24 protein-coding genes and 2 tRNA genes are annotated in these 26,919 nt (G+C 36.9%); 13 read left to right on the forward strand and 13 right to left on the reverse strand.

The features are described from left to right. The 8 genes from ACO1O5_RS05160 to ACO1O5_RS05195 all read right to left on the reverse strand — a co-directional run. Positions 1 to 1,021, reverse strand: a 1,021-nt coding sequence (locus ACO1O5_RS05160; RefSeq protein WP_486268771.1) for a chorismate-binding protein, incomplete at its 3' end; no start/stop codon positions are given. A gap of 95 nt (positions 1,022 to 1,116) precedes the next feature. Continuing rightward, the gene (locus ACO1O5_RS05165) at positions 1,117 to 1,530 is read right to left on the reverse strand and encodes a hypothetical protein (RefSeq protein ID WP_486268772.1); all 414 of its coding nucleotides are present in this window, start codon (positions 1,528 to 1,530) and stop codon (positions 1,117 to 1,119) included. A gap of 86 nt (positions 1,531 to 1,616) precedes the next feature. Next, complete coding sequence (locus ACO1O5_RS05170) at positions 1,617 to 2,882, reverse strand: adenylosuccinate synthase (protein WP_486268773.1); 1,266 nt, start codon at positions 2,880 to 2,882, stop codon at positions 1,617 to 1,619. Positions 2,883 to 3,066: 184 nt separating this feature from the next. Further along, on the reverse strand, positions 3,067 to 4,305 hold the full coding sequence (clpX, locus tag ACO1O5_RS05175) for an ATP-dependent Clp protease ATP-binding subunit ClpX (protein ID WP_486268774.1): 1,239 nt from the start codon (positions 4,303 to 4,305) through the stop codon (positions 3,067 to 3,069). Positions 4,306 to 4,430: 125 nt separating this feature from the next. Beyond that, positions 4,431 to 5,057, reverse strand: a complete 627-nt coding sequence (locus ACO1O5_RS05180; RefSeq protein ID WP_486268775.1) for a ClpP family protease — start codon at positions 5,055 to 5,057, stop codon at positions 4,431 to 4,433. Positions 5,058 to 5,081: 24 nt separating this feature from the next. Next, positions 5,082 to 5,771, reverse strand: a complete 690-nt coding sequence (locus ACO1O5_RS05185) for a ClpP family protease (protein WP_486268776.1) — start codon at positions 5,769 to 5,771, stop codon at positions 5,082 to 5,084. Between the two features lie 171 nt (positions 5,772 to 5,942). Then, positions 5,943 to 7,307: a trigger factor gene (tig, locus tag ACO1O5_RS05190; RefSeq protein WP_486268777.1), complete on the reverse strand. Its 1,365-nt coding sequence runs from the start codon at positions 7,305 to 7,307 to the stop codon at positions 5,943 to 5,945. A 72-nt stretch (positions 7,308 to 7,379) separates the two neighbouring features. Next, positions 7,380 to 7,461 (reverse strand) — tRNA-Leu (locus ACO1O5_RS05195). Between the two features lie 221 nt (positions 7,462 to 7,682). On the opposite strand from ACO1O5_RS05195, the gene ACO1O5_RS05200 reads away from it, so the two are divergent. The 4 genes from ACO1O5_RS05200 (at position 7,683) to bshA (ending at position 13,234) form a co-directional block, all read left to right on the forward strand. After that, a complete protein-coding gene (locus ACO1O5_RS05200) occupies positions 7,683 to 9,914 on the forward strand; it encodes a RelA/SpoT family protein (RefSeq protein WP_486268778.1) in 2,232 nt (743 codons plus the stop codon). 90 nt (positions 9,915 to 10,004) lie between these two features. Continuing rightward, a complete protein-coding gene (locus ACO1O5_RS05205) occupies positions 10,005 to 11,054 on the forward strand; it encodes a quinone-dependent dihydroorotate dehydrogenase (protein WP_486268779.1) in 1,050 nt (349 codons plus the stop codon). 24 nt (positions 11,055 to 11,078) lie between these two features. Then, positions 11,079 to 11,876, forward strand: a complete 798-nt coding sequence (locus ACO1O5_RS05210; RefSeq protein ID WP_486268780.1) for a TerC family protein — start codon at positions 11,079 to 11,081, stop codon at positions 11,874 to 11,876. A 224-nt stretch (positions 11,877 to 12,100) separates the two neighbouring features. Next, the gene (gene bshA, locus ACO1O5_RS05215) at positions 12,101 to 13,234 is read left to right on the forward strand and encodes an N-acetyl-alpha-D-glucosaminyl L-malate synthase BshA (protein WP_486268781.1); all 1,134 of its coding nucleotides are present in this window, start codon (positions 12,101 to 12,103) and stop codon (positions 13,232 to 13,234) included. Positions 13,235 to 13,261: 27 nt separating this feature from the next. Here bshA and ACO1O5_RS05220 read toward each other — a convergent pair whose 3' ends face one another. From ACO1O5_RS05220 to porV, 5 genes are all read right to left on the reverse strand, one after another. Continuing rightward, positions 13,262 to 14,572 (reverse strand): murein hydrolase activator EnvC family protein, encoded by a 1,311-nt coding sequence (locus ACO1O5_RS05220; protein WP_486268782.1) that lies wholly within the window; start codon positions 14,570 to 14,572, stop codon positions 13,262 to 13,264. An 88-nt stretch (positions 14,573 to 14,660) separates the two neighbouring features. Continuing rightward, positions 14,661 to 15,482: a lipoprotein insertase outer membrane protein LolB1 gene (gene lolB1, locus ACO1O5_RS05225; RefSeq protein WP_486268783.1), complete on the reverse strand. Its 822-nt coding sequence runs from the start codon at positions 15,480 to 15,482 to the stop codon at positions 14,661 to 14,663. Between the two features lie 22 nt (positions 15,483 to 15,504). Beyond that, positions 15,505 to 15,948, reverse strand: coding sequence for a dUTP diphosphatase (gene dut, locus ACO1O5_RS05230; RefSeq protein ID WP_486268784.1), 444 nt, complete (start codon positions 15,946 to 15,948; stop codon positions 15,505 to 15,507). Between the two features lie 44 nt (positions 15,949 to 15,992). Continuing rightward, positions 15,993 to 16,478 carry a 2-C-methyl-D-erythritol 2,4-cyclodiphosphate synthase gene (gene ispF, locus ACO1O5_RS05235; protein WP_486268785.1) on the reverse strand — a complete coding sequence of 162 codons (486 nt, stop codon included), beginning with the start codon at positions 16,476 to 16,478 and terminating at the stop codon, positions 15,993 to 15,995. A gap of 172 nt (positions 16,479 to 16,650) precedes the next feature. Then, positions 16,651 to 17,838 (reverse strand): type IX secretion system outer membrane channel protein PorV, encoded by a 1,188-nt coding sequence (gene porV / locus ACO1O5_RS05240; protein WP_486268786.1) that lies wholly within the window; start codon positions 17,836 to 17,838, stop codon positions 16,651 to 16,653. 471 nt (positions 17,839 to 18,309) lie between these two features. Here porV and ACO1O5_RS05245 point away from each other — a divergent pair, with 471 nt between their 5' ends. From ACO1O5_RS05245 to ACO1O5_RS05285, 9 genes are all read left to right on the forward strand, one after another. Next, positions 18,310 to 19,860, forward strand: a complete 1,551-nt coding sequence (locus ACO1O5_RS05245; RefSeq protein WP_486268787.1) for an SUMF1/EgtB/PvdO family nonheme iron enzyme — start codon at positions 18,310 to 18,312, stop codon at positions 19,858 to 19,860. Positions 19,861 to 19,950: 90 nt separating this feature from the next. Further along, positions 19,951 to 21,249, forward strand: coding sequence for a UDP-N-acetylmuramoyl-tripeptide--D-alanyl-D-alanine ligase (locus tag ACO1O5_RS05250; RefSeq protein WP_486268788.1), 1,299 nt, complete (start codon positions 19,951 to 19,953; stop codon positions 21,247 to 21,249). Positions 21,250 to 21,274: 25 nt separating this feature from the next. Next, a tRNA-Ser gene (locus tag ACO1O5_RS05255) sits at positions 21,275 to 21,361 on the forward strand. Between the two features lie 260 nt (positions 21,362 to 21,621). Further along, on the forward strand, positions 21,622 to 22,836 hold the full coding sequence (locus tag ACO1O5_RS05260) for a site-specific integrase (RefSeq protein WP_486268789.1): 1,215 nt from the start codon (positions 21,622 to 21,624) through the stop codon (positions 22,834 to 22,836). A gap of 180 nt (positions 22,837 to 23,016) precedes the next feature. Beyond that, on the forward strand, positions 23,017 to 24,108 hold the full coding sequence (locus ACO1O5_RS05265; RefSeq protein WP_486268790.1) for a Fic family protein: 1,092 nt from the start codon (positions 23,017 to 23,019) through the stop codon (positions 24,106 to 24,108). 332 nt (positions 24,109 to 24,440) lie between these two features. Next, complete coding sequence (locus ACO1O5_RS05270; RefSeq protein ID WP_486268791.1) at positions 24,441 to 24,758, forward strand: helix-turn-helix domain-containing protein; 318 nt, start codon at positions 24,441 to 24,443, stop codon at positions 24,756 to 24,758. A 19-nt stretch (positions 24,759 to 24,777) separates the two neighbouring features. Next, entirely contained in the window at positions 24,778 to 25,710 is a 933-nt protein-coding gene (locus ACO1O5_RS05275) for a CHC2 zinc finger domain-containing protein (RefSeq protein ID WP_486268792.1), read from the forward strand. An 87-nt stretch (positions 25,711 to 25,797) separates the two neighbouring features. Then, positions 25,798 to 26,160 (forward strand): plasmid mobilization protein, encoded by a 363-nt coding sequence (locus ACO1O5_RS05280; RefSeq protein WP_486268794.1) that lies wholly within the window; start codon positions 25,798 to 25,800, stop codon positions 26,158 to 26,160. Further along, positions 26,153 to 26,919, forward strand: a 767-nt coding sequence (locus tag ACO1O5_RS05285) for a relaxase/mobilization nuclease domain-containing protein (RefSeq protein WP_486268793.1), incomplete at its 3' end; no start/stop codon positions are given. The genes ACO1O5_RS05280 and ACO1O5_RS05285, both read left to right, overlap by 8 nt.

Below are 26,919 nucleotides of genomic sequence, written 5' to 3' on the forward strand. Positions count from 1 at the left end.
TCCTGGTTTTCTCATATTTCTCAATTAATTCCATCACCTTTTTTTTGGGAGCGCCTGTCATAGAACCCATAGGAAACGTTGCGTAAAAAATATCGGCAAGAGATATATTGTCTCCAAGAGTTCCTACAACAGTAGATATCATTTGGTGCACCTGCGGGAATGAATAAACTCTGAGAAATTCCTTAACAGACACAGAACCCTGGGAGCAAATTTTTGCAAGATCGTTTCTCACAAGATCCACGATCATTATATTTTCGGATCGCTCTTTATCGTTGTTCATCAAATTATCCTTTCCCTTTTCATCAGCTTCCACATTATTTTTAATTCGATTAGCCGTTCCTTTTATCGGTTGCGAAATAATTGTATTCCCCCTCTTTTTAATAAACCTCTCGGGGCTGGCGCACATGAGGAATTTTTCTTCATATTTATAAAATGCAGAGAAAGGATTGGGAGACAAAGTGCTCAATTTCTTATAAACCAAAAGCGGATCAATAACTGATTGATTTGAATAAAATTCCTGGCAGAAGTTTATTTCATAGCAATCGCCTCTTAAAATATGCCGCTGTAACTTCTCAACTGTCTCAATGTATTCTTCTTTTGAAAACCGGGCCTTTAGTAACGGAGACGGATACCTGACATCTTCGATAAGTTCTGATGAAATGATTTCATCATAAATTTTCTGAGCAGTGGCAGAATTAAAGGCTCCAATCTTTAATTCATCTTCTGTTAAAATGAAAACTATTTCGGGAACAAAAAAATAAAAGTCAGGAAAACAAACATAATCAGGATTGCAAGATTGAAGATTCTCAATTTCGTTTTTTACGTCATAAGCAAGGTGGCCAAAAACCCAATCGGCGGTAGTCTGTCGAACTTGATCAATGTCTCTCAGGCTGTTAGCACCATTCGAAATTATTGATTTGAACACACCGGCGCCTGCTACACATTCGTACGATTTATCAAAATCATATTCATGATTATCGAGAAAACAAAAAATGCTAAACTTTTTTATGAAGCATAGCATTTGAAATTTAATAGCCGATAAATTATGAATTGAATATGATGAGAATTGTCTTTTCAAAATTGTGATTCAACAGCGTAAGTTTGCAAATATGGCTGTTAAAAATCATCCTCTTCATCATCCAGGTCGCTGCTATCGTTAAAGAGGTCAAGGTCTTTAAAATCATCATCAAGATCAAAGTCATCATCCCCCTTACCTTTTTTGCCAGCGGGCTTTTTGATTTTCGACTTAGGAATATCAAACTCTTCAAAATCGGGGTCAAAGTCATCAACGTCATCAGTCTTCTCCCAATCATCCTCAACTTCTACGTCATCGTCGTCATCGTCGTCATCTGCTTTAGACTTCTTTTTTGATGAAGCAGATTTAGATTTCTTGATGGGCATATCTTCATCCGCTAACTCATCATCATCGTCGTCATCAAAATCATCATTCTTTTTTTTAGATGAAGATTTAGCGCTTTCTACTGGTTTTTTTTCAGGAAATGTTTTTTCCTTATCAGATTTTGCTTTCATAATTTTCTTAAAGGATTAATTATGTAAAATTTCAATTAGATTTTTAATTTGCCAAAAATATTTAAATATTTTTTGCCGTGCAACAATCATGTTGCCACAATAATTTGGTCACTTCCGGGACCATTTGAAATAAATTTTACAGGAACTCCTAATACTTCATTGATATAATTAATATAAACATTCATTTCAGCAGGCAAGTTATCAAAATTTTTTATTGAGGTAATATCCGTTTTCCATCCTGCGAATTTTTTATAGACGGGTTCTACTTTCGATCTCATCATCTGAAAAGGTATCTCATTGGTTTCTTCACCATTTACTTTATAACTCTTACAAACTTCCAGCGTTTCCATCGCATCAAGAACATCTGCTTTTGTCATCACCAATTGTGTAACTCCGTTTATCATGCAGGCGAATTTTAAAGCCACCAGGTCAATCCAACCGCATCTTCTTGGTCGGCCTGTAGTGCTGCCATATTCCATTCCCGTTTTCCGCAAAAGTTCACCATTTTCATCGTTTAGTTCAGTCGGGAAAGGGCCACTCCCAACCCTGGTGCAATAGGCTTTTGTTATACCAAAAACATCTTTAATTTTTTGAGGCGCAATGCCAAGCCCGCTTCCTACGCCGGCAGTAATTGTATTGGAAGATGTTACATAAGGAAATGTTCCAAAGTCAATATCGAGCATACTTCCCTGAGCACCTTCTGCAAGGATTTTTTTCCCGTTTGATATTGCTTCGTTTACAAAATATTCGCCATTTACAATTTGCAATTGTTTTAAAAATTCAAGCGCTTCAAAAAATTCTTCTTCCCATGTTGAAATGTCTTCATTAAAAGAAAAATTATCGAGGAGCTTCTGATGTTTTAACCGAAGTTTTATATATTGGGAAATAAAATTCTTATCAAGAAGATCTCCCACCCGCAAACCGTTCCTTCCTGTTTTATCCATGTAAGAAGGACTGATGCCTTTAAGTGTTGAGCCAATCTTATCGTTTCCTTTAGCAAGTTCGCTGGCTTTATCTAAAGCCCGGTGCGAGGGCAGTATAAGGTGTGTTCTTGCACTTATAAAAAGATTCTTTTTGCAATCGATTCCCATTGCCTCAACAGCAGCGCATTCCTTTTTTAAGGTAACCGCATCGAGTACAACGCCATTGCCGATTAAATTGATTTTATTCTCGTGAAAGATACCAGACGGTATCTGGTGAAGTACAATTTTCTTTCCCTCAACGTAGAGAGTGTGGCCAGCATTAGGACCTCCCTGGAACCTCGCAATTACATCGTACCCGGGGGCAAAATAATCAACAATTTTACCTTTCCCTTCGTCGCCCCATTGCAGGCCAAGAATTACATCAACCATCTGAGATAAGTTTGTTTAAATGTGGCAGAGAAAATTTTAATTCCTATGCATTTCGCGTAAAAATAAAATGAAAATAAACAAATGAAGATTTAATTTCTGATTTGTTCAAAATTAGTGGAAAATAATGTGAAGGTCTGGAGCCCGGAAAAGGAAATTCTGAAAGCTTGAATTGAGAAATATATTCCTATGCAACTTTCAACATACTCAGCTTACTTATTTTAAACTTATGCTGAGCATAGTCCATAGTTAGTGTAAACGTTTTTACTTTTTGTGATGGTAATTCATACATAGCATCAGTTAAAATACTTTCGCAAATGCTTCTAAGGCCACGGGCTCCCAATTTATATTCCATAGCCTTATCAACCATAAAATCATACACTTCGTTTTCAATTACAAGATCAATCCCTTCCAACTCGAACAATTTTTTATATTGTTTTATAAGCGAATTTTTTGGTTCGGTTAAAATATTTCTTAAGGTTATTTTATCAAGAGGATTAAGATAGGTAACAACAGGTAACCTACCCAATAGTTCAGGTATTAGGCCGAATGATTTCAAATCTTGTGCATTCACAAACTGCAATAAATTCTTCCGCTGAAAATCCTGGAGATCTTTATTTACGTTGAATCCAATTGCATTGGTATTAATTCTCCTTGCAATAAGCCTGTCGACACCATCAAAGGCGCCCCCGCAAATAAAGAGTATATTACTTGTGTTTAATTTAATAAGTTTTTGTTCGGGATGTTTACGTCCGCCTTGTGGCGGTACCAATACTTCTGTTCCTTCAAGAAGTTTAAGCAAACCTTGTTGCACTCCTTCACCACTTACGTCGCGTGTAATACTCGGGTTATCACTTTTCCGGGCGATTTTATCAATTTCATCTATATAAACAATTCCTTTTTGTGCCGCATTTACATCAAAATTGCACACCTGTAGCAGCCTGCTCAAAATACTTTCAACATCTTCGCCCACATAACCTGCTTCGGTAAAAACAGTTGCATCTACAATGGCAAATGGTACATTAAGAACACGGGCAATTGTTTTGGCAAGTAGCGTTTTACCAGTGCCCGTTTCGCCTACCATTATTATGTTGCTTTTTTCGATTTCAACATCGCTGTCAACTTTTTGATTAAGTCGTTTGTAGTGATTATAAACCGCAACAGCCAATACTTTTTTTGCATCGTCCTGCCCGATTACATATTCGTCCAAAAACTTTTTTAGTTCTACCGGCTTTTTTACAGAAAGTTTATAAGCAGATGATTGACTATTTTTTTCCGGCATGGGAAAAATCTCCTGCGTAATAATCTCCTGAGCATGTTCGACGCAATTCTCACAAATATGACCTTCCTGGCCCGCGATGAGAATTTTAACTTCATCGCGACTTCTTCCGCAAAAAGAACAATGTAACGTTTGTTGTTTGGCCATTTGGGCTAGCTGTTTATTAAATTTTTCATTTTATTCTCGTATAATATACACCTTTAATCGCATTTTACAACACTTTACCAAAAACTAATTTGTTAGAAGACAATCAAATAACGCAGAATGTTGCTTTATAGTTTGTTTAATATGCCGTCGACTATGCCATATTTTTTGCTTTCAGCTGCATCCATCCAATAGTCCCTATCAAAATCCTCCATCACTTTGTCATAAGTCTGACCACAATTTTCAGCAAGAATTTTAGCGCCAAGCTGCTTTGCTTTCAGAATTTGCACGGCAATAATTTCAAGATCGGCGCTGGTGCCTTGCCCGCCACCACTGGGCTGGTGTATCATTACTTCTCCATGAGGGAAAATATACCTCTTTCCCTTTTCTCCGCCGCTCAACAATATACTTCCCATACTTGCTGCCATTCCCATACATACTGTACTAACAGGAGATTTAATCATTTTCATAGTGTCATAAATAACCATTCCGCTGGTAACCATCCCACCCGGGCTATTTATGTAGAAGGTAATTTCTTTTCCCGGCTCCATCGCATCAAGATATAAAAGCCTGTTGGTGATATCCTTTGCACTTTTATCATCTACTGCTCCCCAAAGAAAAATTTTCCGCTGTTCAATAAATTTCTTGTCAAACATCATCCCGCCCATCATTTTCTCCATAGGATTTTCCGGCGTTGATTTTTCAGGCTCGTCTTCTTCGTCAAAACGTATTAAATTATTTTTATAAAGATTCATTCGAATAGTGTTTTAATTGAATATCTATTTTTTTGCTTTTTTTGAATTGGTCAACAATACTTCATCAATTAACCCATAATTTTTAGCTTCGTCGGCAGTCATCCAAAAATCCCGGTTACTATCTTTGGTTACTTTTTCAATAGTTTGCCCTGTATGATTGCTAAGAATCTCATAAAGCTCGTGTTTTACTTTTCTTACTTCATTCACCGTTATCTCCACGTCAGAGGCCTGCCCCTGTGCACCACCACTCGGCTGATGCATCATAATTCGTGCATGTTTTAAAGCACTTCTTTTGCCCGTAGCGCCGGCTGCCATTAAAACCGCTGCCATACTTGCCGCCATTCCTGTACAAATGGTAGCAATATCTGGTGATACAAATTGCATTGTATCATAAAGACCTAGGCCTGCATAAACCGCTCCGCCTGGAGAATTAATATAGAGCTGAATATCCCTTGTGCGATCTGTGCTTTCCAAAAACAGCAGTTGAGCTGTAATAATATTTGCGACTTCATCATTTACAGGATAACCTAAAAATATGATCCTGTCCATCATCAACCTGCTGTAAACATCCATTACAGCCACATTCATCGGTCGCTCTTCTATAATGTTTGGAGTAAGATTAGTAATATTGTGATTTATATATCCGTGCAGCGTATTGCTACTGATGCCTTTATGCTTAACAGCATATTTTTCAAATTCTTGTCCAGTATTCATAACTTAAGTTTAGTAAAAAAGCAATTTACAGCAGTGAAGTTCCCAAATATTATGCTAACAAAAAAAAGAGACAAAAGGACAGATAAAAAAGATGTAAGCAATCCTTTAGTCCTTACTCAATGACCAATAATCGCTTCAAATTCGACATCGTAACAATCGGCGTTTCATTAATTAATGATGGTGGTGATGTTGCATTGCCAGCAACTCTTCAGGCGAAGATTGCTTCTCCAGGGGCGTAACCTGGGTCTCGATAAAGTTGAATAATTTTTCTGTTAGTATCTTTCTATAGCTGCTATCAACCTGCTTTTCATCTTTCATCATCCTGTCAATATAACTATCAATCCATTCGGCATTGTCACCCATGTTCATCTGCCCGAAGTAACGCATAATTTCCTCCTTCATGTAATTCCTAAGTTCTTCTTCAGAAACGTCTATCTTGTTGTCATTAATAATTTTATCACTTATTAAAGTCCATTTCAACTGGTTGGTAAATGAAGGATATTCGGCTTCTACTTCTTCTATTGACTTTTTCTTTTCGCCACCTATAGCGATCCATCTTTTTAAGAACTCGTCTGGAAGAGTTAGAGGTGTCTCTAATAACATGTGATACAACTGATCATGCAATTGACTTCTGCTGGCTGCATCCCACTGTTGTTGCAATTCATTTTTCATCGCTTCGCGAAACGCTTCCTCCGTCTTTATTTCTTTGGCTGGAAAAACCAGTTTAAAAAACTCTTCGTCAAGTTGCTTCTTTTCAACCAATCCGATTTTGGTGATGGTCATTTTAAAATATTTCTCTTCTGAAGTAGCATCGTCTTTACTAAGTCCTAAATCAGACAAAATCCACTCTCTTTCTTTTTCAGGAAAAGCAATCTTCAATTGTAAAACAACAAACTCATCTTTACTCTTGCCATACAATTGAGGGCGAAAATCTTCTGCAAAATATTTTACTAAGATGGAATTGTCCTTTGAAAGAGCTTCCGGCAGAGGATTTCCTTCTGCATCACTTTCCTCAAATAGAACATTTAAAACATTTTCAGGGCCGGTAACTGTTTCTGCATCCTTCATATCTCCATGCTTGGTAACCAATTTTTCAATTTCTTCATCTACCATTTCTTCAGTTACTTTCACTTTATATAATGAAGGTTTTATACTCGATAAACCTTCCACGGAAACTTCCGGCTTTAAACCTATTTCGAAAGGAAAATCATAATCCAAAGGATTTGACATGTCCAGTTTGCTCATATCACTTTCCATAGGTAAAGGCTGCGCAAAAATCTCTGGCTTTTCCTTGGTAAGGTATTCCTGAATTTCTTTTTCAACTACTTTGATAACTTCATCATAAAATATGGAGGCACCATACATCTTTTTTACCATACCAGGCGGAACCATTCCTTTTCTGAAACCTGGAATATTTGCTTTTTTGCTATAATCCTTGATAGCTTTTTCAAAAGAAGGGTAATAATCTTCTTTAGAGACTTTAACTGTTAGCTTATCATGAAGATTGCCAATATGTTCTTTTGTTACGTTTGCCATTAAATTAGATTTTGTTCACCGTCAGTAACGGTATCCTATAATTTCCTAACCAGGAAATTATTTTGGAGAAAGTGCGCATGGAGGGACTCGAACCCCCACACCTTGCGGCATCAGATCCTAAGTCTGACGTGTCTACCAATTTCACCACATGCGCTTTTGGGGCGGCAAAAGTAATGGATTTAGCTTAAAAAAAATGAAGGTTTATAAGAATTATGATTTTTACAGTGATTTGGTTTTTAACTATAGTGAAACTTTATCCCTAGCCAATCCTGATAATTATGTCGATGAGATTTTAATCTTAAAAACTTTCGAAATATTCATTCAAAAACTTCAATTCTAAAATCGCTCCGCAATTTCTCTGTAAATTCGTATCGTATGGAAACTACTCTTGACATTCCCAAATATTCTCTCAGCGAAGACGAGGAAAAGAAAGAAATCCTCCGACATTACCGTGCTTTATTAAGAGCGTTAAAACCAAAATTAAAACCCGGCGATAAGGAACTGGTACGGCGTGCTTTTGAAATAGCCGCGGAGGCGCATAAAACAATGCGGCGCAAAAGCGGCGAGCCTTACATTCTTCACCCTTTGGCGGTTGCCATGATTTGCGTGGAAGAAATCGGGCTGGGTGTTCGCAGTACTATTTGCGCATTAATTCACGACACCGTTGAAGATACCGACGTAACGCTTGAAGATGTGCAAAGAGAATTTGGAAGCGAGATTGCAAAAATCGTTGATGGCCTTACAAAAATTTCAAATGTACTTGATGCCAATACGTCTCAACAGGCAGAGAATTTTAAAAAGATTTTACTAACGCTGACGGATGATCCAAGAGTTATCTTAATAAAACTGGCAGACAGGCTTCATAACATGCGCACGCTTGATAGCATGAAGCGTGAGAAGCAATTAAAAATTGCTTCCGAAACGGTCTATGTGTATGCGCCTTTAGCACACCGGATGGGCCTTTACAATATAAAAACTGAAATGGAAGATTTGTCCATGAAGTACATGGAGCCTGACAGTTATCGCTATATCGCACAAAAATTGGATAACACTAAAAGAGAACGAACCCGTTATATCAATGAATTTATAAAGCCCATAAAAGACAAATTGCAACAAGCCAATTTCAACTTCGAAATTTATGGCAGGCCGAAAAGTATCCATTCCATCTGGAATAAGATGAAAAAGAAAGGAGTTTCATTTGATGAAGTATATGATCTTTTCGCCATAAGGATTATTTTAAATTCTCCTCCTGAAAAAGAGAAAGAAGATTGCTGGAAAGTTTACAGTCTTGTTACCGATGAGTATGTGCCCGCTCCTGAACGATTACGGGACTGGCTTAGCAACCCGAAAAGCAATGGCTATGAAGCGTTGCACACAACTGTTATGGGCGCGCAAGGTAAGTGGGTAGAAGTGCAGATAAGAACTAAACGAATGAATGACATCGCTGAAAAAGGTTTGGCGGCTCATTGGAAGTATAAGGAAGGCACAGATGAAGAAAATCGTTTCGATAAATGGTTCCAGCAAATAAGAGATATGCTCGCCAGCCAGGATACCAATTCCATCGACTTTTTGCAGGATTTTAAAGTTTCATTTTTAGCGGAAGAAATATATGTTTATACACCCAAGGGTGATGTAAAAATGTTACCCATTGGCGCTTCTGCGCTGGACTTTGCTTTTTCGGTTCATACGGCCATAGGAGAAAGATGCATAGGTGCAAAGGTCAATCATAAACTGGTTCCCATAAGTCACAAACTTCGAAGCGGGGACCAGATAGAAATTATTACTTCAACAAAACAAAAACCTAACAGTGAATGGTTGAAATTCGTTGTTACCCCCAAGGCAAAGACCAAAATCAAAGATTCACTTAAAGAAGAAAAAAGAAAAATAGGTGAAGAAGGAAAATATATACTGCAAAAAAAACTCGAACACATGGGCGCTGCATTGAATCCACCCAATGTTGAGGAACTTACTAGTTTTTATAAACTCCAATCTTCCCTGGATTTGTTTTATGAAATTTCAATAAAGAAAATTGATCTGAAGGAATTGAAGGAATTTAATGTAATTGGTGACAAGATTTTTGCTCCAAAGGTTCACAAAGCTGCCCCGGAAGAAAAATTCGAAACCGAAAACAGGCATTATAATAAGAAAGACGCCGAACTTATCATCTTTGGAGAAAGCAGTGATAAGATTATGTATACGCTTGCTAACTGTTGCAAGCCAATTCCGGGAGATGATGTTTTTGGTTTTGTAACGCAAGGTGAAGGGCTTAAAATTCATCGCACCAATTGTCCCAATGCGGCAAGATTACTATCCAATTATGGACACAGAGTTGTAAAAACAAAATGGGTTAAGAACAAAGAGATTTCGTTTTTAACAGGCATTAAAATAATTGGTATGGATGATGTGGGTGTTATAAACAAAATAACGAATCTTATAAGCGGGGAAATGAAAATTAATATCAATGCGCTTACCGTTGAAGCCAAGGAAGGCCTTTTTGAAGGCAACATAAAAGTATACGTGCATGATAAAGATGAATTGGAGGACCTGGTTGAGAATCTAAAAAAACTTCCCGGAATAGAAAGTGTCGACCGTTATGATACGGAATAGAAAGCGGGCATGAATAAATAAATTATTAATAATTGAACATCGTACTTAGTAAATCTCACATCGAACATTGTATTTATCTTCGCCGCCATTATGTATAAACTGGTACGTAACATTTTGTTTTGGTTCGATGCAGAAGAAGTACATTATTTTTCAATGAGCCTGCTAAAGTTTTTCTGCAAATTTTCATTTGTGAGAAAATTCCTGCGTAAAAAATTTACTGTTAATGCTATCCCGTTAGAACGAAATTGTCTCGGCCTTGTATTCCCAAATCCGGTTGGTCTGGCTGCCGGCTTCGATAAGAATGCAAATTATTTACCTGAACTTTCACTGTTGGGTTTCGGTTTCATCGAAATTGGAACCGTAACGCCGCTGCCACAGGAAGGCAACCCAAAACCGAGGCTGTTTCGTCTTCCTAAAGATAAAGCCATCATTAACCGAATGGGTTTTAATAATGATGGCGTGGTTGTTGTTGCGGAACGCCTTTATCAATTTATAAACAGCGCCAAATATCTGAACGAAAGAAACAAAATAATTATCGGTGGCAATATTGGCAAGAACAAAATTACGCCCAATGAAGACGCATGGAAAGATTACGAAACTTGTTTCAATATCCTTCATAGTGTCGTCGATTATTTTGTGGTGAACGTTAGTTCGCCAAATACGCCGGGCTTGAGAGATTTACAGCAGAAAGATTCTTTAAAAAAAATTCTTTTGCACCTGCAAAATTTAAATAAGACAAAAAAAATTCAACGACCATTACTATTAAAAATTTCTCCCGATCTTTTAACGAGCGAATTGGAAGATATTATTGACTTAGCAATGGAAATTAAACTGGACGGCCTTGTTGCAGCAAACACCACTATAATGAGAAGTAATTTACATTCATCCATACAGGTGGTTAATAAAGCAGGCACAGGAGGCTTGAGTGGTTTACCACTTAAGCAAACGTCTACTGATATTACCCGCTTAATTATTAAAAGGACAAAAGGAAAAATTCCGGTAATAAGCAGCGGCGGCATTTTTACGCCTGGTGATGCAGACGAAAAATTTATTGCCGGTGCATCTCTGGTGCAGGTGTGGACGGGCTTTATTTATGAAGGTCCTGGTATTGCAAAAAAAATCTGTAAGTCTTTAATATAAATGCCAATTTAATTTCATTACAAAATGAATTATTTATTTACCAGCGAAAGCATCATAAGCTTTTTTATACTTGTTATACTCGAGATTGTATTAGGCATCGACAATGTAATTTTTGTAAGTATTATTATTAACCGGCTTCCAGCCAACAAACATAAAAAGGCACGACTGTTCTGGATTATACAGGGAATGGTTGTAAGAAGTACAATGCTCCTGGGACTTGGTTGGCTGTTATCTCAAAAAGGCAAATCTATTATTACCGTATTCGAAAAGGGATTTGACCTTGCAAGCCTCGTAATGCTAGCTGGCGGTATTTTTCTTATTTATAAATCAGTACATGAAATTCATCAAAAACTGGAAGGCGATGATATGAATACACTAAAGGCAAAACAACAATATCTAACATTTACAAAAGCGGCCTTTCAAATAATGTTGGTTGACATGGTGTTTTCATTTGATAGCATAATCACTGCCGGCGGCACTGCAAGGCATGTTGAGATCATGATTGCGGCCGTTGTTATAGCGCTTATAATAATGTTTTTGTTTAGTCCGAAAATCGCAAGCTTTATACATAAGCATCCCACGTTTAAGATGCTTGCGCTCTCGTTTCTTGTGATGATTGGGTTAAGTCTTGTGGTTGAAGGCTGGGATTCTGCCAAAGCCGAAGATCTTCATTTAAAAAATTATATTTATTTCGGCATGGCATTTTCATTCCTGGTTGAACTATTAAATACGAGAGTAAGGAAGAAACAAGCTAAAAAACTTGTACAGTTAAACGAACCATATTTTGAGGACGAAAATTCTGAAAGCGATATGGCACGATAACAGGATGCCATGAAAATAACGGCATAGGTAAAACGCAGTTATCAAAGCAAATATCAGAGATTTTCCCGGTCAAATATTTTTGCAGGTAAACAAATCATGAAAAATCTTGTTTCTATAAACGGTAAAATTGCAGCGTAAAAGAAGTTGTAATTTGCGCAAAAATTAAAATTTACTCTCTTCATTTCTAAAATTGAAATTCAGAACCTGATCAAAATAATTTCTTTATGAACATCGGAATCGTTTGTTATCCTACCTATGGAGGAAGTGGGGTATTAGCAACAGAACTTGGGAAAGCTTTGGCTGACAAAGGACACAATATACATTTCATTACTTATCAGCAACCTGTAAGATTAAATGCATTTCACGCCAACATTTTTTATCATGAAGTGAGAGTGCCGACGTATCCATTATTTGATTACCCCCCTTATGAAACAGCCCTGGCAAGTAAGATGGTAGATGTTATTATTAATAACGAAGTGGAACTGCTGCACGTTCACTATGCCATTCCTCATGCTTCTGCGGCTTATATGGCAAAGCAAATTCTGAAAAAAGAAGGCATAAATATTCCGGTGATAACTACGTTACATGGAACTGATATTACACTAGTAGGAAAAGACAGCACTTATTCTCCTGTTGTTACTTTTTCGATGAATGAGAGCAATGCGATTACGGCAGTTTCTAAGAATCTTCGCGACGAGACGTACAAAAATTTCAGTATGGAGAAAGAAATAGAAGTGATTTATAATTTTGTAGATATAAAACGCTTTGAAAGAACACCCGTCCAGGCATTCAGGCAGATTATTGCTCCGAAAAATGAAAGGATTTTATTGCATGCATCCAACTTCAGAAAAGTGAAGAGAGTGGGCGATGTAGTAAATGTATTTAAAGAAGTTAATAAAGTAATTCCTTCGAAGCTATTGTTTGTGGGTGATGGACCGGAGCGAACTTATATAGAGGGACTTTGCCGGCAAATGGACGCCCATGCTGATGTAAAATTCCTCGGGCGGCAGGAACAAATGGAAGATATTCTTGCAATTACTGACCTGTTTATTTTACCTAGTGAATACGAAAGCTTTGGCCTTGTTGCTTTGGAGGCGATGGCAGCGGGGGTTCCGGTGATATCTACTAACGCCGGTGGGCTTCCGGAAATAAATATTGATGGTGTAACCGGCTTCTTAAGTAATGTAGGAGATGTAGAAAACATGAGTAAGAATATTATTCAACTATTTTCAGATGATACGGCATTTAAAGAAATGAAAAAAAATGCATTGGAACAGGCTAACAAATTTGACATAAATACAATTGTTCCTGTTTACGAAAACCTGTATAAAAAAGTTTTGGCAGAACTGGCAGAGTAAATTAATAACAGCCGTTCAATTTTTATTTTAAGGCCGACGAAGCCACTGCTCGGGGTTTACGTTGGTGCTTTCCTGCATGATGATGAAGTCTACTTCGCCTTGTCCCTCGTCATTAACGCCGACCTTCCCAATTACCTGGCCCGTTTTTACCTGGTCTCCCCTTTGAACATTTGCAGAAGAGAGGTTACTATATACAGTAAAATATTTTCCATGCTTTATGAATACTGCCTGTTTGTCTTCTATATAACTTACAAGTGTTACCTCACCTTCAAATACGGCTTTCACGGCTTCGCCAACTTTAGCGCCAATTGAAACTCCGGGATTGTCATATATAATGTTGCCAGGTAAAGTTGTCGTTCCATAATGAGCGATGATAAATCCTGAAACGGGCCATGGCAATGATCCCCGGTTGTTTTTAAAGTTGGCATCCAATGCTTTGTCAGCCTCAGAACTAACTAACACACTTCCCGTAGGTCTCAACCTCTCTGCCGGCTTTGTTGTTCTGCCATTTGAATTGTTATCAGCGGTATTATTTTTTGCGTCCGCATTATTTTTTTTCAATTCTGCCAATCGCGCTTTCTCTTTCTTTGCGGCCTCATTTTTTGCAATCACCATTTCTCGTCTAATCATAGCCGTTATCATATTCTTCAGGTTGGCATCCTGTTTTCTTTTTGCATTCACCTGTGCCTGCAATTCTTTTTGCTGGCTTTTTAGTTTATTTACAATAACTTTTTTTTCTTCCTGTTGTTTTTCCAACTGGGTCATTGCTTTGTCTTGTTCCTGCAATGCAACATTCTTTTTTATTTTGGTTCCCGATAAAACTTTAATACGGTCAGCCAACATATCCTGCGTTCTCAAAATATTTTCAGCCTGCATTTCGCGATAACTCCTGTACGACCTTAAATAAGCAACTCTCTTAACGGCATCGTTAAAACTTGAAGCTGAAAATATAAAATTCAGAAAATCATAATTGCTGCGACTCTTATAAGCATAGACCATACTATTAGAATACTCTTGCTTCAGTGTATCTAAAATGCGGCCCATTTTGTTGACTTCTTTTTGAGCCAGGTAGATGTTGTTATTCAGGTTCTTTATTTCGCTGCTGATATTATCAATAACATTACCCTGGAGGTCCATTTTTTTATTAATGAGAGAGAGCTGGCCAATATTTACCTTGGCCGTTTTCCTGGTTTCATTAAGTGCTTTTTCAGTTTCCGCAATTTCTCTCTTAAGCTGTTCCCGCTGTTGTTGCAATGCATCTTTATCGTCAGGCTGTTGAGCTATTGCTTTAAAAAGAAATAAAAAGAAGGTTAATGTTATTACAATTATCTTTTGCATTCAGGGAAGTTTTTAAATAAAAATAATGTGTAATTATTTATGCAGATAGCAATGGACTTTAATTTTTGAACTTAATTAAAAGTAACATTTATTTTGATTTGTAATTTCTCGGAATATTGAAAGGGAAAGATAATTCCTTGTTAAAATCATATTGTTTGAAATTAAGGTTAATATCCACCTTTGTTTTTTCAGCCACGGTTATTTCGCGATACGTTGCAAAGTAAAATCCATTATTTTTTTCATAATCACCATAGCTTAAATCTGCTGTTCGATTCTGCCCTACGTCAACATCATCGAGTTTACTTCTTTCAAGCAAATTATTATCTGAAGAGATAGTTAACAGGTCCTTAAAAAACTCACCAACGGTACCAAGTAAAATATGGTTTTCTGTTTGCCTGAAGGATACAATGCTATCACCAACGTAAACGGGATTGCCAATAACAATATCCTCAAGCGTGGAAAAATTCAACGGAATATGGGCAATGTCTTCAATGTAATTAAATGAATGGTATTCTACTTGTTTGTTTAGTTTATTCAGAATGATTATGGTATCTTTTGTTATGAGAATTCTAAAAGCTTCTATACTTAAGAAAGTTGCATTAATCGAAATCCATAAAACACTATCCTTATATAATCTAACAAAGGCATTAAAGTCTGGCTGTTTTCCCTTATAGTCCTCGTATTGCACTTTTATTTTTGCAGAGAAAGTTGTGAAGTTTATTTTGTTCTTATCCAGCGACTTTAGAACGTCCGATGCGCCCTTTAAAGTGTCAATACTGGCCGGAGGTGGCGTTACCACCAATTGCGTGTCCTTTCTGCTAATGGCAGTCTGCAATTTTTTCGTAGACCTGCAACTGTTAATACAAATAATCATGACGGCGCAACAAACAATCGTTATAATATCTCTCATCATTCAATTTTTCATTTTAAATTTAAACCTTGCCCGTATGTCCAAAACCTCCTTCGCCTCTAACAGATATGGCCAGTTGTTCGACTAGTTGTAGCAAGGCCCGCTCCACCTTCGAGATAACGATCTGGGCTATACGCTCTCCATTACTTATTGTTTGCGCCTGTGATGATAGATTTATAAGGATGACTTTCAATTCACCTCTGTAGTCACTATCAATTGTTCCCGGAGAATTTAAACAGGTTATTCCCTGTTTAAAGGCAAGACCACTTCTGGGCCTCATTTGCGCCTCATATCCCAAAGGTATTTCTAGGAAAATGCCAGTGGGAATCATTGCTCTTTCCAACGGTTGTAAAATAACAGGACGTTGCAAATAAGCTCTTATATCCATGCCGGCAGAGCCGGCAGTCGCATATTCAGGCAAAACATTTCCTGATGTATTAATAATCTTTATTACCACTTCTTGCATTGCGACAAAGATAATGATGCATTAGTTTAAAAGAGTGACCCGGGTCAATTATTAATCGAGACAAGCAACGCCGTTGCATAAGCAGCAATTCCTTCTTCCCTCCCCACGAATCCCATCTTTTCCGACGTTGTTGCTTTAATGGAAATTGCATTTTCATTCAATGAAAGTATCGCAGCAATTACTTGCTGCATTTCTGGAACGTACTTCTTTATTTTGGGTTGTTCAAGGCATACTGTTGAATCGATATTTTCCACGTTATATCCTGCCTCACCTACTAGCATGTAAGTCCTTTGAAGAAGTATTTTGCTATCGATATTTTTAAAGTCGGCGGAAGTGTCGGGGAAATGAACGCCAATATCTCCAAGGCAGGCAGCGCCAAGGAGGGCATCACAAATCGCATGAAGCAACGCATCAGCATCGCTGTGGCCAAGTGCCCCCTTTTCATGAGGAATCTTTACTCCGCCAATCCACAAATCACGTCCGAAAGTAAGTTGATGAAAATCGATTCCAAAACCTATTCTAAATGACATGCTTCAAATAATTTATTGCCGATTTTTAATCTTTATTAAATGCAAAATTCAAGTCAAATATAATATTAATCAGCAGAGATCATTTTGAAGCGCCATCATTAGCCGTTATAATTCACCTCAAAAAAAACGCCCCCCTTAAATGAGACGTTAATACGTAATTAAAAAATCTAAATTATTGTTGAGTGGTTGTTCCTGCCGCAGCCGATTTATCAAGATTGAAAATGATACTAAAGCGTAGCGTGTTTGACAGGGGGTTTCTATTAATTCCGTTTCCTGAAGGTACCAGGTATGAAAAATTCAAACCAAACATGTTATAATTTAAACCTGCTCCGAGAGTAAAATATTGACGATCCCCCTTTGTTGGGTTCTCATAAAAATAACCGATCCTGAATAAGAATTGATCCATGTAAGAATATTCAGCGCCAACCGATATCTGAAATTCTTTCAATTCTTCGCTAAATCCACCCGGTGCATCTCCAAAGGAGCTGAACCAACTGCTTACAACGCCCTTGCTGTGATATGCTATCAAGCCAGCAGTGTCACCCAATAAAGGCGGAGTCGGAACCAACAGTTTATTGATATCTAGCCCAAATGTTACTTTATTACTTTCATCAAATGCTTTTACATAGGCAACGCCCAAACCAAGATTTGCAGGGATAAAATCCTTCTCCGAGGCGTCATTGGTATAAGAGATCTTAGAACCAAGATTGGAAAGTGCTACGCCCCAGTTTAAGCCTGAGCCATCACTGCTTCCTGCCGTCCCGTCGTGAAACAAAGATAGATCCCCCGCTACGGCGGTCCCTGCTTTATAGGTAGAGCCACCAGCAGATTGCCCACTGGCAAGATTGGAATTTATGTAGCGCAGTGCGATACCAATACCCAATTTATCCGAAAGTTTACGGGAATAACCTGCATCAAAAGCAAATTCGCGTGGGCGATATTGTTGAAGAGGATTACCCAAGCCATCAGTGAATTGTATATTACCAAGACTGAAATAACGCAATGAAGCCGAAATCGCCTGAAGACCTTCATCGTCTAATTTATAATATCCTGCAAGTGAGGCAAGATAAACATCATTAAGGTCTAATCCCTTTAACCAGGGAGTATAAGTAACTGAAATTGCCGATTTGCTTACTGTAAATGGATATTTGGCCTGGTTCCAAAAACAAGAATTTGCGTCGGGTATGGTAGCCACACCCACATCTCCCATACCCCCCGAGCGGGCATCTGGCGAGATTCTCAAAAAAGGTACTGCAGTTGTGACAACATTAATAGAATTTGCGGTGCTTTGTGCGTCAACGACAAATACACTCCCAACCAGCATCACTAATGCCGTTAATTTCAAAGTTGCTTGTTTCATGTGTAAATATTGCTTGGTTAGGTAGAGCTAAACTTTATAGAAATTACGTTTGGGTTTTGTAAAAATAAATTTTTTATTGAAACGGACAATTAAAATATAAACCTGCGTTAAATAGGATGAAGATTGTATTTTAAAATTGTTTAAAAAGAATCTGAGAAAATATTTATAATTTTTTTATTGATACCTGAACGAATTTTATTGTACATTTATTGCTCAATTCAACAGCCATCTATTAATTAAATTATCATTCAGCATTCACAATTCTACAAAAAATAACTTTCGGGTAAAAGATGTAAAGATGGCGCTGTCCTTAATTTGAGAATGATTCGCAAGATAATTTAATAACACTTTGGATTTAATTCATGCTCCGGTCAAAATCAAATAAAGTATTTATATTCGCATTTACAAATTGATACCCTAATACAATAATAGAGAAAACCTTTCGTTAAATAACCTGCTAAACGAATGCACATGCAAAAATCAATATCTGCCGGAAATTTATGCCTTATTATCCTGGCCTCGTCTTTTACTTTTATGGCTTGTACCAAAAAGAAAGATAAGTCATCCGTAACAGGATGGAATTACGATGATAAGAACTATGGTAACTTCCATGTACTTAAAGCCAAAGAACAGAAAACTGGCCCCGGCCTCGTTTTTATTCAGGGAGGTACATTTGTAATGGGTGCCAAAGAAGAAGATGTAATGGGTGACTGGAATAATATCCCTCGCCGTGTGAGTGTAAACTCGTTTTATATAGATGAAACTGAAGTTGCCAATGTTCACTACCGGGAATATTTGTATTGGTTGGCAAATACATTTGACAATGACACGGCAGTAATGAGGATGGCCTTACCAGATACCCTGGTTTGGAGAAGCGAATTGGCTTATAATGAGCCTTACGTTGAATATTACTTTAGATATCCTGCATATAATTATTATCCTGTTGTGGGCGTAAGTTGGGAACAAGCTCATGATTTCTGTATCTGGAGAAGTGATCGCGTGAATGAAAAAATATTAATAGATAAGGGCTATCTAAATAAGAAAGCTCCACTGGCAGAAATGAAGGGCGGGCAAGGCGATCAAACATTTAATACGGATACGTACCTGATGAATCCTGATATGATCAACAATAAAACGGCTCCAAAAAAGGGTGGCCTTAAAGACATAAGCGGACGACCAAGAAAAGTAATCACTTTTGAAGACGGGCTGTTATTACCCGGGTATCGTTTGCCTACAGAAGCCGAGTGGGAATATGCAGCTTATGGTATAATTGCAGAAAATCCTCATCCACGCACCAAGGAAAAAAATCACGGCGAAGAGGTTTTATCAAATCAACAGGTTTATTCGTGGAGCAAGAATGTAAATGGATTGCGTGACAACCGTCGCGGAAGCTGGCAGGGACAGTTCCTGGCGAACTTTAAAAGAGGAAATGGCGACGTAATGGGTGTTGCCGGTGGTCTAAATGACCGCGCAGCTATTCCCGGCCCAATTAAATCTTTTTACCCTAATGGTTACGGACTATATAATATGAGCGGCAATGTCAGCGAATGGGTAGGTGACGTGTATCGCCCTCTTACTCCGCTTGATGAGGACGATGTAAACCCATATCGTGGTAATAAGTTCACTAAATTTTACAAGGACGCACAAGGCGATTACGAAAGAGATACATTGGGTCGATTGAAAAAAGTAGTGGTTCAGGATTCTGAAGCTGTTGTCCGCCGCAATTATCAGAAAGGTGATGTTATCAACTACCTTGATGGTGACTCAATTTCCAGTGTTACTTACGGTTACGGCATCTCATCATTAATCAGTGATAAATCACGTGTTATTAAAGGTGGTAGTTGGAACGACATGCCTTATTGGTTATCACCTGGTGCAAGGCGTTATATGGAACAGGATCAATCAAGCAGCACCGTAGGATTCCGCTGTGCCATGACAAGGCTTGGAAGTCCTGAAGGTAATGGTTTTAAAGAAGGTAATATTTTTGGAAAGCGCAAGCAGAACAAAAAGAAAAAAAGCTAATAAAATCTTTTCTGTAAATTGAAACCTCTTGTTATTAAATAAGAGGTTTTTTATTTTACAAAAAACACAACTCCATCATAAATTTGCGAAATGCAAATTGAAGACATTTATAAAATATACCAGCAATATCCTTCCGTTCAAACTGACACCAGGAATTTAAAAAAAGGCGATTTATTTTTTGCCCTGAAAGGCCCCAACTTTGACGGTAATCTATTTGCTAAACAAGCAATTGAAATGGGCGCTGCCTACGTATTTGCGGACGAACATATATCGCCTGGTGACAACCGAATTATTCAAACAAACGATGTGCTGGCAACATTGCAAGATCTGGCAAAATTTCACAGGAAACAATTTATTATAGCTTCTGAAAATAAAAGTCGCATTCCATTTATTGCAATAACAGGAAGCAACGGAAAAACAACTACTAAAGAACTGGTGCATGAGGTGCTTTCAACAACGTTTAAAACTTATACAACAGTTGGAAATCTAAATAATCATATCGGTATTCCACTCACCATTTTAAAAATCCGGACCGACGCTGAAATTGCCGTTATTGAAATGGGTGCTAATCATATGAACGAGATTGCCGGTTATTGCGAATATGCGATGCCTACCCATGGACTTATAACCAATATTGGCAAAGCTCACCTCGAGGGATTTGGAAGCGTGGAGAACGTGAAAAAAGGCAAAGGGGAACTCTTCAACTACCTACGCGATAATAACGGAGTCGCATTTGTAAATTCAGATGACAAAGCCGTTGTCGAATTAAGTAAGGATCTGGATAAAAAAATATTTTATGGCTTTTCGGGACAAGACCTTCACGGAAAAATCATAAAGAGCGATCCCTTTCCTGAAATTGAAATTGAAGGAATTCGTCCAATGGACATAAAGACCCGGCTTACGGGAACTTATAATTTTTCAAATGTTTTAGCCGCTGTTTGTATTGGTCGACACTTTAATGTAGATGATAAAAAAATAAAATCTGCCATTGAAAACTATACGCCTTCCAATAGCCGTTCTCAATTAATTCAGCAGAATAGTAATACAATAATTTTAGATGCTTATAACGCGAACCCGGGAAGCATGAAAGCTGCCATTGAAAATTTTGCTACTATGAAAGGGAATAAAAAAGTTTTATTATTAGGATCTATGATGGAACTAGGAATTGAAAGTGAGAAAGAACACGCAGCGCTGATTTCGCTTATCGATAAATATGAATGGCAAAATGTTGTGCTTGTAGGAAAGAATTTTAATGCCCTTGATCATAAGTATATTAAATATGATACTGCCTTAGAAGTTAGAGACTGGCTGCATAATCAACATCTTGAAAATACTCAAATATTAATTAAAGGATCGCGTAGCATGCAAATGGAAAAAGTATTAGAATGATGATGTACATTTGCCATCCTTTTTTGGAGACTTGTCCGAGTGGTTGAAGGAGCACGCCTGGAAAGTGTGTATACGGGAAACTGTATCAAGGGTTCGAATCCCTTAGTCTCCGCTGAAATCAGTTATTTTAAGGGAGGTGAAATTAAGAAACCCAGTAAAATCAAGGGTTTCAAAAAATTTTACTTTCTGGATTTACTAATATTTACTCCATTTTACTTCTATTTTGAGTGAGTAATTCGTGGAGTCTTACTTCATTTTAAAAAGACTCACTCAACCTTACACAAGTCTTTCATTATTAACATTTTATAAGAACGCATGTATATATTCTATTATGCGTTAAGTGTAATTTTATAAGCCGAAAAATGATTAATTATGGAAAAGAGTTTTGGATTATTATTTTATCTTAAAAAATCTAAAGTTTGTAAAGAAGGCGAAGCACACATTTACATTCGTATCACAGTAAATGGCACCATTACAGAAATAAGTACTAAAAGAAAATGTGATCCTCAGAAATGGAATCTAAGTGCCGGTAGATTGAATGGAAAAAGTGATTCAATAAAAGCATTTAATGCTTACCTGGATACGTTACAGCAAAAAGTATTTGAAGCAAAACGAAAGCTGATTGAAACGGACAAAGAACTAACTGCAGAAAATATAAAAAATCTCCTTCTTGGGAAAGATACCAGGAAAAAGTATATGTTGCTTGAGGTATTTAGGTACCACAATGATCAAATGGCTGCATTAGTAAATCAGGAATATGCGCCTGGTACATTGGACAGATATGAGACTTCTTACAGGCATACTGAATCGTTTTTAAAATGGAAATATAAATTGAATGATATAGAAATTGATAAACTGAATTATGAATTTATTTCTGAATATGAGTTTTGGCTAAAAAGTGTTCGTAGATGCGGACATAACACAACTGTGAAATATCTCGCTAATTTTAAGAAAATAATTTTGCGTTGTCTAAAAAATGGCTGGCTCCAAAAAGACCCGTTTATTGGATTCAATATGGCAAAACGAGAAGTAGAAAGGATTGCCTTAACTGAATTCGAATTAGAGAAACTGTTAAATATTAAATTTTCGATTGAAAGGCTTGAAATCGTAAAAAATATATTTTTATTCAGCTGTTATTCAGGTCTTGCCTATGCTGATGTTCTAAAGCTGAAGCGATCGGAGATTGCAATCGGCATTGATGGAGAAAAATGGATTTTTACCAAAAGGCAAAAAACGGATGTTTCGTCGCGAATACCTTTATTACCTGCTGCCTTAGAAATTATCAATCGATTTGAAGGGCATCCTCAATGTAAAGAAAAAGACCGTGTGTTACCGGTTTTAAGCAATCAAAAAATGAATTCTTATCTTAAAGAAATTGCTGACGCTTGTGGAATTAATAAAAACCTCACCTACCACATCGCCAGACACACTTTTGCTACGACTGTTACTTTAAGCAATGGGGTTCCTATTGAAACAGTCTCTAAAATGCTCGGCCATAGAAATATTAAAACTACACAGCATTATGCTAAGATTTTAGATAAAAAAATAAGCGAGGATATGAAAAGTTTGCGACGTAAGTTTTCTTAAATTTTATATCGGATTTTTTTACCGATTTAGGTACGTATCAGATTTGATGTATAGTATTTTTACATGAACATACATTCATGTCGAAAAATATACATAATTTCGTCATTAAATAAATATGATGTCGAATCAAGTGGCTTTGCAACACTAAAAAGATGAAATTGTTTACAAAATTCACCATCAATGGCCTACAATAGAAACATTCCATTTAATGATCTTCCAAATCTACCTCCAACAGATTTTGTCGAATCACCTGAAATCTTAAGACATCTTGTAAAAGCCTCACGTTATTTAGGAGAGTTAAATGGCCTTTGTGCTTCACTACCAGACCCGCAATTGCTTATTAATACAATTGTACTACAGGAAAGTAAAGACAGCTCTGCGATAGAAAATATTGTAACTACACAGGACGAACTGTATAAAGCTGCCAGCGAAGAAGGCACAGCCCGTCATGGTGCTAAGGAAGTATTAAACTATAGAGAAGCGTTATACAATGGCCTGGAGAAAATGCAGGCCCAGAAAAATTTGCTATTAACCAATACGATGGTTGAAATAGTCCAAACCATAAAGCAAACGGGAGCAGGTATCCGCAATACTCCGGGCACTGCACTTAAGAATGCAGTAAACGGAGAAGTTATTTATACACCACCTTGCTGTGAAGATGTGTTAAGGGGGAAACTTGCTGCCCTGGAACAATTTATAAATGACACAGAATCTTCGTCTCTTGATCCATTAATCAAAATGGCCTTTATACACTACCAGTTTGAATCAATACATCCATTTGTCGATGGAAATGGAAGAACCGGTCGTATCATAAACGCTCTATACCTGGTACAGCAGAGTTTACTATCACAACCAGTATTGTATCTAAGTTTTTATATAGTAAAATATAAAGCAGATTATTACCAGCTATTAAGAAGTGTGACAGAAAAAAACAATTGGCACGATTGGGTAATGTACATGCTAACAGCAATAATAGAAACAGCACAGTTGACGACAGTAAAAATCAGAAGCATGCTTTCTCTCAAAGATGAAATTGAAAAGCAAATGAAAGAGGCCTTAGGTTCGTCATTCAGTTATGATTTATTGCAACTAATGTTCACCTTGCCATATCTTAAAATTGACTTGTTAGAAAAGAAAAAATTGGCTCACAGGCAAACAGCCTCTATATGGCTTAGAAAGCTGACAGGGGCTGGCATCGTAAGACCCCAAAAATTAGGCAGAACGACTTATTATATAAATTATAAGTTGATAGAATTGTTGTCAAGCAATTAAGTCGCCAAATAACTAAAGATGCTCCCTAGCAAACTTTTGATATTCAGTGCCAAAAACGAATGAAGCTAGTTATAAAAAATGTCAGTGTTAATTTTTTATGTGTTAAATTTTTCAACGGCATTTTTTGCATTGAGCGAAATTAAATGAGTAAAAATTTATTAAAACTTAACTTCAATTTATTGACATTAACCTTAAGGGTTATAATCGTTAAATCCAATTGTTAAATAAAGCTATCTGCACCTGTTCAAAATTTAGCCATGTATTGTTTTTAATAATCAACCTAACTAATTTTGTTTTTGGAATTTCAATTGTGAACAAGAAAATGTAGAAGTATGAACGAAACGCCAATGCTGTTTCCAATAATTCCATCTGAGTTTTGGAAACAAATCAGAATTACTATAGAAGAAGTACTTTCTGAAAAATTAAATGAACAAAAAATCTCTCCCTCAAATTCTCTTTTACCTGAAAAAGCTTTATTAAAAGCATCCGATGTATGTGCCATCTTCCAGGTATCCAAGCCAACACTCTATGAGTGGCTGAAACAAAAGAAGCTGAAAAGTTTTAAGGTCAAATCCCGGAGATATTTTTCCAGGCAAGATATTGATGCTATTATTCGCGGCAAGGATCCCGACATAACACAAATAAATTAATCAACCTAAAAATTGTGTTATGAATTGTGAACAAGCCAATCAAATTGATATGGTGGATTACCTCAATTCCATCGGGTATCAACCAAAGAAAATAAGAGGTTCGGATTACTGGTATCTCTCTCCTTTCAGGAATGAAAAGGTTCCATCATTTAATGTAGAAAGAAACAAAAATATATGGTATGATCATGGACCTGGTAAAGGAGGAAAGCTGGTCGATTTCGTAATGGAATTTTATCATTGTAATGTTAGTCAAGCGCTGCAAAAATTTTCTTCTTTTCACCAGCAAAAAAGTTTTAAAAATAATAATTCCAGACCGCAGTTTCACTTGCATGAAAACAGTTTATTAGATCATCATGATGCAAGAGAAACAGCTATCAAAATAATAGCCGCAAAGAAGCCAGTTGAAGACCTCATGCTTTGCCGCTATTTACATCAAAGAAGGATTGCAAAAAGTGTCGCTGATTCCTACTGTTATGAGGTTCAATTTACTAATGCTGATAAAGAAAAAATATACAAAGCCATCGGCTTTAAAAATAATGCCGGAGGTTATGAATTACGCAATGAATATTTTAAAGGAAGCAGCTCTCCAAAGTATGTTACTTACCTCGATAATAAATCAAATAATATAAGCGTATTCGAGGGCTTTTTTGATTTCTTGAGTCATCAAAATATTCACCAAAATCAGGAACACAAACTGACAAATTTTCTTGTGTTAAACTCCCTTTCTTTTTTTGAAAGAAGCCTTTTATTAATGGAAAAACATCAGAATATTCACTTGTATTTTGATCAAGATAACGCCGGCAGAAAATGTACCAGCATCGCTTTAAAAAGATCGCCACAGTTTACAGATGAAAGCAAACTATACAAAGGGTACAAAGATCTCAATGACTGGTTGGTCAACTTTGGAAAATTAGAAAAGAAAATAAATCAATCAACGCACAGGCACCTTTAAAAGTTTTATTAGCAAGCGGTGTTTTTGTTGCACAAAAACCCGGCTTGCTTTTTCTCCCGTTGGTCGCAAAAGAATATTGTGGATGATATGATAAGTGAAGTAATTAAAATTAAACATAAAGGTGGCAGGCCAAAAAAAGTTGTCCGCAGAGAAATCACAAAAGGAATTCGTTTTACCAAAGCGGAATACTACGTCATAAAACAAAAAGCCTCAAAAGCCGGAATAAAAGTCTGTTTTTACATCAGGGAAATGGCATTGCAAGGAAAAATTATTTCCAGATTAAAGGAAGAGGAAAGGCTTTTTGTCAGGCAATTAATTGGCATGGCGAATAACCTAAATCAGCTCACAAAAAAAGGACACCAGGAAGGTTTGTTGACCTCTGTATTAATGTTTGAAAAATATAAAAAATCAATTGATGAACTTTTAGAAAAGATAAAAAGAAATGATTAGTAAAGTGATCATAGGAAAAACATTTTATGGTGCCTGCAGGTATGTATGCATGGATCAGAAAAGAGCTGTTGTTCTGGAGACGGAAGGTGTAAGAGATTATGACTACAAATTAATGGCGAAAGATTTTGAGGTGCAACAAGCTTTGAGGCCATCGCTTACTAAAGCAGTTTTTCATGGTATCATCAGCTTTTATCCAGGAGAAAAAATTGAGGATAAAATGATGGCTGCAATCGCCAAAAAATATTTGCAGGAGATGAAGATAATCAACACTCAATTTGCCATTGTAAAACACATTGATAAAAATCATTTGCACCTGCACATCATTGCCAATTTAGTAAACAACAATGGCCAAACTATTAAGGATAACTGGATAGGTTTAAGAGGAAAAAAAGTCGCTCAGAAATTAACTGTTGAATATGGATTGAAAGAAGCTATTTCAAAAGATTTGGCATTAACAAATCTTGAAGCATTGAATGAAAGAGAAGCCAATAAATATTTCATTTACCAGTCAATTTTGGAGAAACTTCCGGGATGCGGCAATCTTGATGACTTAAAAGAAAAACTGGCAAGAGAAAATATTGAAACATCATACAAATACAAAGGACAAACCAACGAGTCACAAGGAATCAGTTTTAAGATGGGAGTGCATAAATATAAAGGCAGTGAAATTGATAGAAAATTTTCTCTCAGAAATCTTGAAAAAATAATTCAACAACAGAAAATAAAAGATATTCTCAACCCAACACCAGAACTCACAAA

The sequence above is a fragment of the Ginsengibacter sp. genome (assembly GCF_057362405.1).

Bases quoted from the DNA above. Each gene is read 5' to 3' on its own strand.
- ACO1O5_RS05270 (WP_486268791.1), top strand. From the start codon at position 24,441: ATGAACGAAACGCCAATGCTGTTTCCAATAATTCCATCTGAGTTTTGG.
- ACO1O5_RS05280 (WP_486268794.1), top strand. From the start codon at position 25,798: ATGATAAGTGAAGTAATTAAAATTAAACATAAAGGTGGCAGGCCAAAA.
- ACO1O5_RS05165 (WP_486268772.1), bottom strand. From the start codon at position 1,530: ATGAAAGCAAAATCTGATAAGGAAAAAACATTTCCTGAAAAAAAACCA.
- lolB1 (WP_486268783.1), bottom strand. From the start codon at position 15,482: ATGAGAGATATTATAACGATTGTTTGTTGCGCCGTCATGATTATTTGT.
- ACO1O5_RS05260 (WP_486268789.1), top strand. From the start codon at position 21,622: ATGGAAAAGAGTTTTGGATTATTATTTTATCTTAAAAAATCTAAAGTT.
- ACO1O5_RS05170 (WP_486268773.1), bottom strand. From the start codon at position 2,882: ATGGTTGATGTAATTCTTGGCCTGCAATGGGGCGACGAAGGGAAAGGT.
- ACO1O5_RS05250 (WP_486268788.1), top strand. From the start codon at position 19,951: ATGCAAATTGAAGACATTTATAAAATATACCAGCAATATCCTTCCGTT.
- ACO1O5_RS05210 (WP_486268780.1), top strand. From the start codon at position 11,079: ATGAATTATTTATTTACCAGCGAAAGCATCATAAGCTTTTTTATACTT.
- ispF (WP_486268785.1), bottom strand. From the start codon at position 16,478: ATGTCATTTAGAATAGGTTTTGGAATCGATTTTCATCAACTTACTTTC.
- tig (WP_486268777.1), bottom strand. From the start codon at position 7,307: ATGGCAAACGTAACAAAAGAACATATTGGCAATCTTCATGATAAGCTA.
- ACO1O5_RS05275 (WP_486268792.1), top strand. From the start codon at position 24,778: ATGAATTGTGAACAAGCCAATCAAATTGATATGGTGGATTACCTCAAT.
- ACO1O5_RS05180 (WP_486268775.1), bottom strand. From the start codon at position 5,057: ATGAATCTTTATAAAAATAATTTAATACGTTTTGACGAAGAAGACGAG.
- ACO1O5_RS05245 (WP_486268787.1), top strand. From the start codon at position 18,310: ATGCAAAAATCAATATCTGCCGGAAATTTATGCCTTATTATCCTGGCC.
- ACO1O5_RS05205 (WP_486268779.1), top strand. From the start codon at position 10,005: ATGTATAAACTGGTACGTAACATTTTGTTTTGGTTCGATGCAGAAGAA.
- porV (WP_486268786.1), bottom strand. From the start codon at position 17,838: ATGAAACAAGCAACTTTGAAATTAACGGCATTAGTGATGCTGGTTGGG.
- bshA (WP_486268781.1), top strand. From the start codon at position 12,101: ATGAACATCGGAATCGTTTGTTATCCTACCTATGGAGGAAGTGGGGTA.
- clpX (WP_486268774.1), bottom strand. From the start codon at position 4,305: ATGGCCAAACAACAAACGTTACATTGTTCTTTTTGCGGAAGAAGTCGC.
- dut (WP_486268784.1), bottom strand. From the start codon at position 15,948: ATGCAAGAAGTGGTAATAAAGATTATTAATACATCAGGAAATGTTTTG.
- ACO1O5_RS05185 (WP_486268776.1), bottom strand. From the start codon at position 5,771: ATGAATACTGGACAAGAATTTGAAAAATATGCTGTTAAGCATAAAGGC.
- ACO1O5_RS05265 (WP_486268790.1), top strand. From the start codon at position 23,017: ATGGCCTACAATAGAAACATTCCATTTAATGATCTTCCAAATCTACCT.
- ACO1O5_RS05220 (WP_486268782.1), bottom strand. From the start codon at position 14,572: ATGCAAAAGATAATTGTAATAACATTAACCTTCTTTTTATTTCTTTTT.
- ACO1O5_RS05200 (WP_486268778.1), top strand. From the start codon at position 7,683: ATGGAAACTACTCTTGACATTCCCAAATATTCTCTCAGCGAAGACGAG.